This is a genomic window from Rhizobium indigoferae (assembly GCF_034554815.1).
GTDB lineage: Bacteria > Pseudomonadota > Alphaproteobacteria > Rhizobiales > Rhizobiaceae > Rhizobium > Rhizobium leguminosarum.
Genome location: NZ_CP140635.1, coordinates 4,006,252 through 4,018,908, shown reverse-complemented (window position 1 = coordinate 4,018,908; position 12,657 = coordinate 4,006,252). Strand labels below are relative to the sequence as shown.

The 12,657-nt window shown below is 61.3% G+C and carries 11 protein-coding genes and 1 tRNA gene; 5 read left to right on the top strand and 7 right to left on the bottom strand.

Annotation, left to right across the window (positions count from 1 at the left end; translation table 11 throughout):
* Positions 1-5: 5 nt before the first annotated feature.
* Positions 6-1,754 carry a cation:proton antiporter domain-containing protein gene (locus U5G49_RS19810; protein ID WP_018243766.1) on the bottom strand — a complete coding sequence of 583 codons (1,749 nt, stop codon included), beginning with the start codon at positions 1,752-1,754 and terminating at the stop codon, positions 6-8.
* Positions 1,755-2,036: 282 nt separating this feature from the next.
* Here U5G49_RS19810 and U5G49_RS19805 point away from each other — a divergent pair, with 282 nt between their 5' ends.
* Both U5G49_RS19805 and U5G49_RS19800 read left to right on the top strand, forming a co-directional pair.
* On the top strand, positions 2,037-2,321 hold the full coding sequence (locus tag U5G49_RS19805) for a hypothetical protein (protein WP_018243765.1): 285 nt from the start codon (positions 2,037-2,039) through the stop codon (positions 2,319-2,321).
* Between the two features lie 169 nt (positions 2,322-2,490).
* Entirely contained in the window at positions 2,491-2,778 is a 288-nt protein-coding gene (locus tag U5G49_RS19800; RefSeq protein WP_012759154.1) for a hypothetical protein, read from the top strand.
* Between the two features lie 227 nt (positions 2,779-3,005).
* Here U5G49_RS19800 and U5G49_RS19795 read toward each other — a convergent pair whose 3' ends face one another.
* Positions 3,006-3,863, bottom strand: a complete 858-nt coding sequence (locus tag U5G49_RS19795) for a LysR family transcriptional regulator (RefSeq protein WP_193444674.1) — start codon at positions 3,861-3,863, stop codon at positions 3,006-3,008.
* 113 nt (positions 3,864-3,976) lie between these two features.
* On the opposite strand from U5G49_RS19795, the gene U5G49_RS19790 reads away from it, so the two are divergent.
* The gene (locus U5G49_RS19790; protein ID WP_018243763.1) at positions 3,977-4,435 is read left to right on the top strand and encodes a DUF3237 domain-containing protein; all 459 of its coding nucleotides are present in this window, start codon (positions 3,977-3,979) and stop codon (positions 4,433-4,435) included.
* Between the two features lie 122 nt (positions 4,436-4,557).
* Here U5G49_RS19790 and U5G49_RS19785 read toward each other — a convergent pair.
* Together U5G49_RS19785 and U5G49_RS19780 are read right to left on the bottom strand one after the other, a co-directional pair.
* Positions 4,558-4,642: transfer RNA gene (locus U5G49_RS19785), tRNA-Leu, on the bottom strand.
* A gap of 125 nt (positions 4,643-4,767) precedes the next feature.
* Entirely contained in the window at positions 4,768-6,063 is a 1,296-nt protein-coding gene (locus U5G49_RS19780) for an MFS transporter (RefSeq protein ID WP_018243762.1), read from the bottom strand.
* Positions 6,064-6,191: 128 nt separating this feature from the next.
* On the opposite strand from U5G49_RS19780, the gene U5G49_RS19775 reads away from it, so the two are divergent.
* On the top strand, positions 6,192-6,770 hold the full coding sequence (locus U5G49_RS19775; protein WP_018448090.1) for a TetR/AcrR family transcriptional regulator: 579 nt from the start codon (positions 6,192-6,194) through the stop codon (positions 6,768-6,770).
* Positions 6,771-6,864: 94 nt separating this feature from the next.
* Here the strand turns inward: U5G49_RS19775 and U5G49_RS19770 are convergent, their stop codons facing one another.
* A complete protein-coding gene (locus U5G49_RS19770; protein WP_193444675.1) occupies positions 6,865-7,845 on the bottom strand; it encodes an aldo/keto reductase in 981 nt (326 codons plus the stop codon).
* A gap of 222 nt (positions 7,846-8,067) precedes the next feature.
* Between U5G49_RS19770 and U5G49_RS19765 the strand changes: the two genes are divergently transcribed.
* The gene (locus U5G49_RS19765; RefSeq protein WP_193444676.1) at positions 8,068-9,696 is read left to right on the top strand and encodes an AMP-binding protein; all 1,629 of its coding nucleotides are present in this window, start codon (positions 8,068-8,070) and stop codon (positions 9,694-9,696) included.
* 149 nt (positions 9,697-9,845) lie between these two features.
* Here the strand turns inward: U5G49_RS19765 and U5G49_RS19760 are convergent, their stop codons facing one another.
* Both U5G49_RS19760 and U5G49_RS19755 read right to left on the bottom strand, forming a co-directional pair.
* Entirely contained in the window at positions 9,846-11,123 is a 1,278-nt protein-coding gene (locus U5G49_RS19760; protein ID WP_193444677.1) for a GNAT family N-acetyltransferase, read from the bottom strand.
* Entirely contained in the window at positions 11,124-12,539 is a 1,416-nt protein-coding gene (locus tag U5G49_RS19755) for a lipopolysaccharide biosynthesis protein (protein WP_193444678.1), read from the bottom strand. It lies immediately after the preceding gene.
* Positions 12,540-12,657 lie beyond the last annotated feature (118 nt).

Genomic DNA, 12,657 nt, shown 5'->3' with positions numbered 1-12,657 from the left:
TTGCGTCAGGACAGGTCCATCGACTTTTCCCATTGCTGACGCAGGACGTTCATTTCCGTTCGCTTCTGGGCCATTTCGCTAACCGCGGCGCGCAGATGTGGATGGTGCGACATGAACATATTGAAGTCGCGCCGTTCGAGCACCTCGAACTGGCAGAAGTCGACGGCGATGACGTCGGCTGTGCGCCGTCCGCCGGTCAGTAGCGCCATTTCCCCGAAAAAGGCGCCTGGCTCCAGGCGGATCGCGCCACTGGCGAGCCGCACTTCCACCGCGCCGGAGGAGATGAAATACATGCTATCGCCCCGGTCGCCGCGGCGGATGACACGTTCGCCGGGCGGTGCGGATTTCGCCTTGAAGAGCAGCAGCAGCTCCTCCTGCGCGTCCTCGTCGACCTCGGAGAACAGCGGGAACGTCTCGATCAGCTGCTGCATCTTCAGTTGATGCTGGCGCTCGCGTTCTTCGCCGAGCGCCCTGATCTTTTCCAGTTCTTTGCCGAGTGCCTTCTGCCTGCTCCTGCCGTAGCTTTCCCAGAGGGAGGGCCATTTCGAATGGATGTATTTCTTCAGGCCGTCGGTCGCGAAGATCACGATTGGGTTGAGCGTGATCGACAGGATCGCGGCAGCCAGGATCAGATCCTGGCCCTCATGCGGCAGGAGCCCGAGTGAGACGCCGAGACCGGCGAGGATGAAGGAAAACTCGCCGATCTGGGCAAGGCCGCCTGCCAATGTCAGCCCCATGCTGATCGGATATCTGAGCAGGATGACAATGAGGAAGGTGATGATGCCCTTGCCCAGGATCACGAGCGCCAGTGCGCCGATCACGGCCAGCGGCTGGCGCACCAGGATCGAGGGATCGAAGAGCATGCCGACGGAGACGAAGAACAGCACGGAGAAGGCATTCTGCAACGGCAGCGAGTCGGCCGCCGCCCTGTGGCTGAGCTGGGATTCGCTCATGACAACGCCGGCGAAAAATGCGCCGAGCGCAAAGGAGACGCCGAAGATCGCCGCCGAACCGAAAGCGATGCCGAGTGCGATCGCCAGCACCGTCAGCGTAAAGAGTTCGCGCGAGCCGGTGCGGGCGATCATCGTCAGCAGCCAGGGCACAATACGAGGGCCGAGGAAGATCGCCATGGCGGCGAAAGCCGCCACCTTCAGCAGCGTCAGCCCGATCGTCAGCATCAGTGGCAGGTCGCCGAGGCCGTGATTGGTCGTATCGGCGGCGTTGCCACCCAGAAGCTCTGCCAGCGCCGGCAGCAGCACCAGCGCCAGCACCATTACCAGATCCTCGACGATCAGCCAGCCGACGGCGACGCGTCCGCTTGCCGCGTTGACGAGATTGCGCTCCTCCAGCGCCTTCAGGAGCACGACGGTGCTCGCCACCGAGAGGCTGAGGCCGAGGACGATGCCGGCGCCGAGGCTCCAGCCCCAGAGTTTGCAAAGGCCGATGCCCAACAGGGTGGCGAGGATAATCCGCCCGATTGCGCCAGGCACGGCGATGCCGCGCACGGCAAGCAGGTCGGAGGCGGAAAAATGCAGGCCGACGCCAAACATCAGAAGAATGACGCCCATCTCGGCGAGCTGGCTGGCAAGGGCGGTATCGGCGACAAAGCCCGGCGTGAACGGCCCCATCAGGATGCCCGCCATCAGGTAACCGACCAGTGGCGGCAGCCGAAGCCGGTCGGCGGCATAGCCCAGGACCGCCGCGAAAACGAAACTGACGGCGACCGTCGCGATAAGTCCTACTTCCTGATGCACGTCCGCCCTCTCTGGTGATAGCGGCGGCCACTTTGGACGAAGCGCAAGCAAAATTAAACAGTTGATTTGGATGACCGGCTACTGTTCGGGGCCTTCGCTCTCATTTTGGCGGGTAGAATAGAATAATGCTGCAATTCCAAATGTTAAAGCGTCCTTCTCAGGACTAAAAAGGTGCGTTGCGTTGTAGGCACGGCCCTCGTTCGCGGCACGGTCGGGCCGTCACCGATGTTGGAACCACTTGTGTCTTGCCTCGTTGCCCTTTCAACAAGAAAGGAGAACGTCATGAGAAAGATGATCTTGAACTGTACTGTGGCGGCCCTTGCCGTCTGCTCGTTTGCTGCGCCTGTTCTTGCCGACAGCGTCTATGTCAGGGAGCGTTCCTATGACGACGGCTATCGTCACGAGCGGGTACGACCCGGCATCACCATCAGCGAGCGTGGCGTCACTTTCGGTGCCGTGCGCGAACGTGAGCACCGCCGCTATCGCGATAACGGCTGCGAAACCAGGAGCGTCACCCGACAGACCGACGAAGGCGAGGTCACCAAGACGGTCCGGCGCTGCAATTAACGAAAAAATGTGCGATAAGGACGAAGCCTGGTTCCGACGAGCCGGGTTTTCGCCTTTTGTGGCACGAATATTTCAATGCAGTGGTGAAAGTCGTCTGTCGGTGTTATGAGCACGCCTTTGGTAACAGCGCGTTCCCAGCGCAAACACCGCCCGCACAGGATCTTTTAGTATGATTGAGCTTACGCCGTCCCAGATCGCCGCACTTAAACTCGCCAGGGATGGAGACCTTTATCCTCAGCCAGCCAATAAATGGACGCACGAGAACGCGACGGTGACTTATGCAAAAACTGACCGGTGGAAAGAGCGGCCTCAGAAAATAAAATCGGTCACTGCAAAGACGCTGGGCGAGTTGAAGGAGCCGGGTTTTCTGGAGCGGCGGCATCTGGATGACGACGCAACAAAAGACGTCTACGGCATCACGATGGCCGGCAAGATGTGGCTGCTGAAAAACAAGTAAGCTCCGCTTAGGCGCTGAGTATTTTCACAAGCCTCCCAGCCTAACGGGATATGACGGCCTCATATCCGACTTTCGGGAGAGACTTGAGATCGCCGCCAAAGCGACCTTGGCCAATAATTCTATCGGGTACGGGCGGCGGTCGATGCGGTGATGCAGTGTCGTCTTTCGCTAGCGCGCGGCCGCGCCCATCATCTCGCCCAAGCCATCACAGTGTCTTTGGTTCGGAATTATGCGACTTCACGCGCCTGCTCGCAAAGCCATGCGCAGAGCTGCCGCGGCGCCTCGCGCGCGTCATTGGAGCGGATGAGCGCAAAATGCCAGGCTGGCCCGCTCAGCACGTAGGGGAACGGCGCGATCAACCGGCCCTCGGTCAAAAGCGGCCGAAACAGCGACGGCGACAACAGCGCCACACCCACGCCTGCCAGCGCCGCATTGGCATCCAACTCGTGCGTGGGGTAATCGACCGCCAAAAAGCGCAAAGCCTGCGGGGTCGCGCATTGAGCCTCCTTAAACCATTGCTGCCAATCAGGGTGCGGCAGAAGCGCGAAGTCAGCCAGCGCCTGCGGCGCGGCAAGCTTCCGCGTTCCAAGCAGGGAAGGCGACAGCATCGGCGTCACTTCTACGGGAGCGAGCCGATATTCTTCCAGCCCGGCCCATCCGCCGCGACCCGTCCTTATGGCGACGTCGAATGCGCCCGTGTCACGTATTTCCGCCGAGACGTCGACCTCGATGACGGAAGCTTCTGGCGCAGGATAGCGCGCCAGACGCGGTGCAAGCCAGCGCGACGCAAAGGTCGGCGGCGCCGTGAGCCTGAGTGGCGGCGTCGCAGCCTGAAATTCTGCGAGCGCCTCACCGATCCCGGTCAATGCCTCCCGGACCCGGTTTGCCAGAACGGAGGCGGCGGCCGTCGGGACCACTCGCCGACCGGCGCGGATAAATAGCGGCTGACCGAGCTCAGCCTCCAGAGTGCGAATACGAAGGCTGACCGCCGCCGGCGTCAGAAACAAGCGTTCGGCTGCGCGCGCGAAGCTGCCGGCCGAGACACAGGCTTCCAATACGCGCAGAGACTCCAATGACGGTCGCATGATCAGCTTCCCTTCACGATCAATTTATCTTGCGGTGACGACAAGCAAAGCGCGTTTTGAAGGCGGAACGCTCTGGTGCAATTTTGGGGGCAGCCCAAAATAGGAGATCTACTGTGTCCCTGCAATCTCAGCACCTGTTTACACTCTTCATCGCGCTTCATCCGACGCTGGAGCTTGGGCAGACGCCAGCCGGCGGCCGGCGCATTTTTCCCGTCTCGGGCGGACATTTCCAAGGGGAGCGCCTGAAAGGAGAAGTGTCGCCACTGATCGGTTCGGATCTCCTGCTCGCTCGTGCCGACGGCACATTTCAGCAAGATGTCAGGCTTCTCCTCGTCGCCGATGACGGGGGGCTCGTCCTCATGACCTATCGCGGCGTCAGGCGTGCGTCACAGGCCGTCGACGAGCGTTTGGCGCGCGGCGAAACGGTCGACGCTTCCGAATATTATCTGCGCACGACACCGTATTTCGAGACCGCGGCGCCTGCGCATGCGTGGCTTAACAGCATTGTCGCGGTCGCAAAGGGCGGCAGGTGTCCGGGCGGTGTCGAATACGAAGTCTTTGAAGTTCTATGACGACGATATTGTCCTCGCCGCTCTCTCACATTACGGGCGGAGATTTCCCAGATCATCCACGCGAGACGACGCAGTCCGCTTGCGTTGCTTGAACTATCCGACAAAGAGCTTGATGATTTTGGTGGTGCCCCATGCCGGAGTCGAACCAGCACTTCTTTCGAAACTCGATTTTGAGTCGAGCGCGTCTACCAATTCCGCCAATGGGGCAACGGATACGAACGGGCGGCTGTCTAACATGCGAGCGCCCGGACGCGCAAGACGGGCAAGCGAAGTTATCGGACTGATCCGGTAGAGAGATCCGGCCTCGCTTCGAGGCCGGATCTTGTCTGATATCAATGGGCGGCGGCCGGTGCCGGGTTGCTCAGACCGGACTTCTTCAGCGTGATCGCCAGGATCGAGGCCAGCAGGCAAAAGGCGCCGGCGACGAAGAAAGCCGGCAGGTAGCTCGAAAGCTCGGTGCGCGAGAGGCCGGCGCCATAGGCGGCGGTGGCGGCTCCCAGCTGATGTCCGGCAAAGACCCAGCCGAAGACGAGGCCAGTCTTTTCGCGGCCGAAGCGGTCGGCGGCGATCTTGACGGTCGGCGGCACGGTGGCAATCCAGTCGAGGCCGTAAAAGACGGCGAAGATGGAGAGGCCGTAAAAGCTGAAATCACTGAAGGGCAGGTAGAGCAGCGACAGGCCGCGCAGGCCGTAATACCAGAAGAGCAGCCAACGATTGTCGAATCGGTCGGACAGCCAGCCGGAACCGATGGTGCCGAAGAAATCGAAGATGCCCATGACGGCCAGCACACTGGCGGCAGCCACCGGTACGATGCCGAAATCGCCGCAGAGGGTGACGAAATGGGTCTGGATCAGGCCGTTGGTGCTGAGACCGCAAATGAAGAAGGTGGCAAAGAGGATCCAGAAGGTCGAGGTCTTCGAGATTTCCTTGAGGACAGTGATCGGCGTCATCAACGCGGCGCCGAGGGAGGTGCTTGCCGGTGGCGGCGTCACCTGCGTCTCACCGAAGGAGGGCAGGTTGAGGTCGGCGGGGCGGTCGCGCATGAAGGCAAGCACGGCAAGGGCTGCGACCATGATCATGGCGCAGACGAAAAACACCGTCGAGCGCCAGCCGTAGCGTTCCGTCAGCTCCGCCATCAGTGGCAGAAAGACGAGCTGGCCGGTGGCCGAGCTAGCCGAGAGCATGCCGACGACGAGGCCGCGATGCTTGGTGAACCAGCGGCTGGAGACCGTTGCGGCGAGCACCATGGCCGTCAATCCCGTACCGAAACCGACGACAATGCCCCAGAGCAATAGCAACTGCCATAGCGTCGTCATGAACAGCGAACCGACGAAGCCGGCGCCGATCAGCGCCAGTGCGAAGACGATGACCTTGCGCACGCCGAAATAATTCATGAAGGCGGCGGCGAACGGACCCATGAAACCGAAAAGGATCAGGCGGATCGCAAGGGCCGAGGAAATCTGCGAGGTCTCCCAGCCGAACTCGTCCTGCAGCGGCTTGATGAGAACGCCGGGTGCGCCCATGGCGCCGGCGGTGACCAGCATGGTGAGAAAGGTCGCGGCAACGACGACCCAGCCGTAATGGATGTTGCGCCGGGCAAGGGTGGAGGCGAGGGCTGTGGAAACCATGGGCAAGATTCCGTTTGAATTCAGGTTCGAGAAGATACTGGATCGATTTACATGATGGCCATCATATTTCTTGCGTATTGATGATGGACGTCATATATTTTGTCAAGCGACTATTTCTGGAGATGACAATGCGGGTCAGCCGCGAAAAATTTGCCGAAAACCGCGAAAAGATCCTGAGCGTTGCCGGCGTGCTTTTCCGCGAAAACGGTTTCGACGGGGTCGGCGTTGCCGACATCATGAAAGCGGCGGGTCTGACGCATGGCGGCTTCTATGGTCATTTCGATTCGAAGGACGACCTGGCGCTGGAGGTCAGCCGCAAGCTGATCGACAGGGTGGAAGAGCGCTGGAAGGAACATATCGCCGAATCGCCGGACCGACCGCTGGCAGCGCTTCTCGACCATTACATCCACTGGCGCACGGTTGACGATCCGGGCGGCAGCTGCGTCTTCGCAACGCTGATCCAGGAGGTGAGCCGCAGCCGCGGCGCGGTCCGTGCGGTCTTCAGCGATGGCCTGTCCGTGCTGGTCGATACGCTCGTTGATATCGTTCCCGGCGAAACGGAAGAGGAGCGCCGCGCCAATGCCACGACGACGCTCTCGTCGATGATGGGTGCTGTCATTCTTGCCCGCGCGGTCGAGGACAGGGCGCTTGCCGAGCAGTTTTTGGTGACGATGCGCCGGCAGCTCGATCCCGCCAGTCGGACATAATCTCAGTCGCGGAAGCCGTGGTTTCGCTCTCCCCCTCTAGGCGGAGAGGGAGAGAATCCGCCTTGCATATGCCTGAGGACCAAGAAGCCAGCGACTATTTGAAGCCGGCGATGGCGTGCGGGATGTAGGGTGCTTCCAGGGCCGCGATTTCCTCGGCGGTGAGTTTGACCGAGAGTGAGGCAACCGCGTCTCTGAGGTGGTTCGGTTTGGACGCGCCGATGATCGGGGCGGTCACCGCACTCTTCTGCAGGATCCAGGCGGTTGCGACCTGGGCGCGGGAGATGTTGCGGGCCTTGGCGATTTCGGCCACGGCCCCGACGATCTTGCGGGCGGCATCGATGGACTGCGTGTAGAGCGTCTTGCCGAATTCGTCGGTTTCGCTGCGTGCCGTCGTCTCGTCCCAGTCGCGGGTCAGGCGGCCGCGGGCAAGTGGGCTCCAGGGGATGACGGCGATTTTCTGATCCTCGCAAAGCGGCAGCATTTCGCGCTCTTCCTCACGGTAAAGCAGGTTCAGGTGGTCCTGCATGCTGACGAATTCGGTCCAGCCGTTCAGCCTGGAGACGTAAAGCGCCTTGGCGAATTGCCAAGCATACATCGAGGAGGCGCCGATATAGCGCGCCTTGCCAGATTTGACGACGTCGTGCAGCGCTTCCAGCGTTTCCTCGATCGGCGTCGTGTAGTCGAAGCGGTGGATCTGGTAGAGATCGACATAGTCGGTGCCGAGACGACGCAGGCTGTTGTCGATCTCGTCGAAGATCGCCTTGCGCGACAGGCCGGCGCCGTTCGGGCCCGGCCGCATGCGGTTGAACACCTTGGTCGCCAGCACGATGTCCTCGCGCTTGGCGAAGTCTTTTATGGCGCGACCGACGATCTCCTCCGAAGAACCGTTGGAATAGGTATTGGCGGTGTCGAGGAAATTGATGCCGAGGTCGATCGCCTGCTTGATCATCGTCCGGCTTTCTTCTTCCCGCAGGCTCCATGCATGATTGCCGCGGCCGGGATCGCCGAATGTCATGCAGCCCAAGCAGATTTTCGACACTTCGAGACCGGTCTTCCCAAATTTTGCGTATTCCATGAAACGACTCCGTGATGAATTCGATGACCCCAGGCTGGCTTCCATGATTTAGCGCGAGATGGCTAAAGTCGCAGGGGCGGCAAATGAAGAATTTATGCTGCGTGCGCACAATGATCCGTGATCGGCTTTTGAAGCCGCGCTCATCACTGCCGCTTCTGGCTTCGGCTTGCACATCCCAGCGGCAAGGTGTTAGCTGATGCAGCATTTTACTGGAATCCGACCATGCAACTGCCGTCCCACGATCGCTACGACCATCTTTATCGCGATTTCTCCTGGCGGATTCCGGAGGATTTCAATATCGGCCGCGCCGTCAGCGACGACTGGGCCGCGAGAGATCCCGAGCGCGTCTGCCTTGAGCATTTCAGCCCCGACGGCGATCATCTTTCGCTGACTTATGGTGAGCTTGCCGGTGCCTCTTCCATGTTCGCCAATGCGCTGGCTTCGCTCGGCATTAAGCGAGGCGACCGCGTCGCCCTGCTGATGCCCCAGTCCTTCGAGACCGTGGTCGTTCATGTTGCGATCTACAAGATGGGCGCAATCGCCTTGCCGCTGGCGCTGCTCTTCGGCGTCGAGGCGCTCGAATACAGGCTGAGGACCTCAGGTGCAGCGGCAATCGTCACCAATGATTTCGGCCTCGATCGCATCCGGCAAATTCGCGATCGGCTGCCGGAGCTTCGGCATGTGATCAGCCTCGATAATGCCCACGATGCTCTCTCCTTTGCCGATCTGATCGTGTCATACGAGCCCTTCTTCAAGGGAGAAAAGACGTCTCCCGACGATCCGGCTCTGATGATTTTCACCTCGGGAACGACGGGGCCGCCCAAGGGCGCGCTGCATGGTCATCGCGTTCTGCCCGGCCATATTCCCGGTATGCAGTTTGCCCATGAGGGCTTTCCGAAAGTGGGCGACAAAGTCTGGACGCCGTCCGACTGGGCCTGGGCCGGCGGGTTGCTCAATGCGCTGCTGCCGAGCCTTCTGCTCGGCGTTCCCGTCGTCTCGTCGCCAGCGCAGAAATTCGATGCCGACATGGCCTATCGCATCATGGCCGAGATGGATGTGCGCAATGCCTTCATTCCGCCGACGGCACTAAGGCTGATGAGATCCGTTGCCGATCCGCGCTCAAAATATGATCTGGTGCTGCGTACCATCGGCTCGGCCGGGGAGGCGCTCGGCCGCGAGACCTATGAATGGGCACGTCATACGCTCGGCATCACCGTCAACGAATTTTACGGCCAGACGGAGTGCAATTTCGTGCTCGCTTCTAGCGCTGCCTACGGCGTGACCAAAGCGGGCGCCATCGGACGGGCGGTGCCCGGGCATCGCGTCGCGATCGTCAGCGAGACGGGCGATGAGTTGCCCGTCGGCGAACCGGGCCAGATCGCCATCGCCAGTCCCGATCCTGTCATGTTCCTCGGCTACTGGGACGATGCGGCGGCGACGAAACGAAAATTCGCCAAGGGCTGGCTGCTCACCGGCGATATCGGCCGGCAGGACGCCGAGGGCTATGTGACCTTCGAAGGCCGCGACGACGACGTCATCACCTCATCGGGATATCGCATCGGCCCGGCCGAGATCGAGGACTGTCTGATCGGCCATCCCGCCGTGCAGCTTGCCGCCGCCGTCGGCAAGCCCGATACCGTGCGCACCGAAATCGTCAAGGCCTATATCGTGCTTTCACCAGGCCATCACCCAAGCGAGGCGCTGGCCGCCGACATAAGGGAGTGGGTGAAGACGCGGCTTTCGATGCACGAATATCCCCGCGAGGTGGAATTCATCGATGCATTGCCGCTGACGACCACCGGCAAGGTGATCCGCCGGCTGCTGCGGGAGAGGGCGGCCAGCGAGGGATAGAGCAATTCCGGACACAAAAGCGCTAAAGCGCGTCGCAATCTTTCAGATTCGCCCCTCGCGCTTTAGGTCTTTGTTTTTACGCATGTCGTTATCGCAAAACCGCGCACACTTTTGCGCGACATGCTTTAGGCACTTCTGCTGGAAAGGCTTTAGCCCCGCCCGGCGAGCGACATGATCTTCTCGCGCAGCATCTTCGCCATGTTGCGGGTGCTGCGGTACATGTGGAGCTGGGCTGAGACCTGGCGCATGTCGCGGTCGCCATTCTGCGTCAGGCCGATTACCAGCGTTCCCATCTCCTCGCGCTCCTGCCAGAAGCGGCTCATGATCGGATGATCCGAGACGGCGCAGGAATCGGAGCGCACGATGTTGGCATCGTCGAGATGCCACTCGGTGAGTTCGTTCATCAGCAGCTTGCCCGGCGAATAGCGGGCATAGTTTTCATCGTAGGCGGTCTTCCAGGTATAGGCCTCGCCGCCCATCATCAGCACGACGATGGCGGCAATCGCCTTGCCGTTGAGATCGATCGTGTGAATACGCACGGCATCGACGGCGGCAAGGTTCGACACCGCCTCACGGGCGAAGGCCGTATGATAACGATCGGTGACGAGAGCGCTTCGCCGCTTGCCCTTCCAGCCGCCGGCTTCCATTGCCAGGAATTCCTCGAAGCGGATATGGATTTCGCGCGGCTGGCGGGCGACGGCATAGACCGCTGTTCCCAACTCCTCCAGCAGGCGCCACTGGCGGCGCATCTCGCGCATATGCGAGGAGGAGATGGTTTTGCCGAGATAGACCGGCGCCTCATCGTCGCTCTGCAGCATCGGGCGCTCGTAAGGATTGGTGACGGTGACTGGAAGATTGCGGCTGAGCGCCACGGCCTTGACCATGCGCACGAAGATACCGTTCAGCCGCAGATCCGGCAGAACCAATATGCCGGGCAGATTGAGATCGCCAGCGGTCAGCCCCTCGAAAAGATTGTCGAGGGTCTCGGCTGCATCCTCGCCATCGACAAGCGGCGTGCCGAGCGGACCGAAGCTGTTCGACCAGCCGCGGATGATCGACGGGCCGACGGCGAAGCCCGGCTTGTCGACCGAAAACGGCAAGAGGAACCGCATGCGGCTGCGGCCGGCATTGTGATCGCGGATCAGGGCGAAGTTCACCTGCCGATCTTCGAGCCGCGGCATGGCGGGGGCGAGGAAGCGGCCGGAGAAAAAGACGTTCGGTTCCATCGCCCGGTTGGAGAGGAAATCGAGCTCATCCTGGAGCTCATAGCCGAGCTTGCCGGGGTAGAGGCAGAGCTCGCGGCCCGGTCGGCCGATCTCGGCGCGAGCCTCGGCCTGCGGCGCGTCGAAATTCAGCGAGGCGAGATCATGCAACATGCGGTTCGCGGTGCTGTCGGTGCTTTCGGTAACGGGGGGAACACGCACCATCTATCGAACTCTCATTTCTGGCGTTGCGGCGGAGGGGCCGGCGAAAGCGAAAAGGACGATGCCGAGCGTGCGGCGCACGGCGACATGCAGCAGGATCGCCTCGACGGCCATGGCCGAGGCCGTGGCGATCGCCGTGCCCTCGATGCCGTAATGCGGGATCAAAGCGAGGTTGAGGCTGACATTGGCCGTCAGTGCGCCGGCATAGAGCGCGACGCAGAGGTTCTGCTTGCCTGCCATCATCAGCAGCGTTTCGGCCGGGCCGACCAGCGACTTGGCGAGGATGCCGGAGAGCAGGATCGCCATCACCAGATAACCTGACGTAAAAGCGCCGCCGAAGAGCGATAACAGCAGATGACCGGCCGCAAGCACGACAAGGCCGACCCCGAGCGCCGGCCAGAAGGTCCAGCGGGCGGCGTCGATGGCAGCGGTTGCGAGCTGAGCATGGTCGCCTTCGGCGATGATCGAGGAAAAGCGCGGGCCGGAGGCTGCCTTGACCGAGAAATTGATGAAATGCACCAGCGCCATCGTCTTGGCGGCGGCGAAGTAGATGGCGACGTCGTGCGGCTCGAGGAAGATGCCGACGACGACCACGTCGGAATTGGTCAGCAGGAAGCTCACGCCCTCGATCAGGAAAATCGGAAAGGCGACGCTGAACCAGGCGAGGAAATCGACCTTGCGCGGGCCTTCGTCATAATGCCGGCGCAGGCGGTAGAGCGTTGCGGCATACTGACCGAGGGCGGTGACGAAGGTGGCGACGAGTGCTGCCTGCATCGCGGTGACGGCCGTGTGCTCGGCGCCGATGCCAATCGCGATCAGCATGAAAAGGATGATGAGGATCGGGCGGACGATATAGACCGGGCTCAGCGCCATCACCGGCCAGTGGTTCGCCCGCGACGTGCCTTCCAGAATGTCGCCGAGCGCGATCATCGGCATGGCGAGCAGGCCGATGAAGATCGGGACGAGATAATAGACCTGGATCTTATCGCCGAAGAAATGCAGGCCGAGCATGCCAGCGGCGAGCACCGCCGTACCGGAAAGCAGCGCAAAGATGCGCGCCGTGCCGGTCAGGCCGCGGATTTCTTCGAAAGCGCCCGCTGCCCTGTATTGCGGCAGGAAGCGGATGATCGCGGTGTGGAAACCGAGGCATGAGAGATCACCGAAGACGACGACCAGCACCCAGACGAAAACGAAGATGCCATATTCATACTCGCCCATCAGCCGGGCGAGCACGATCTGGGAGACGAAGGCGAGTGCGGCGCTGAGGATACGAATCGAAAAGGCCGTCAGCGCCATGCGCTGGGCGGCCGCCTTTTCACCGCGTTCGGTGAGCACGGCAGCAAGCATGCGCAGCGTGCGGCCGCCGATCGGGCGCAGGCCCGCCGGCAGCATCTTCTCCGCTGTTTCTATGACCGCCATGATGAACACGCAAAACTCTAAAGGTCAGGCAAATCGCCCCTGAAGTCTTGACAGAACAGGGTTAAGAAACGGTTCTGGTTTGGTTTGCCGTCCGACGCTGAAATTCCGGTTTTCCGGC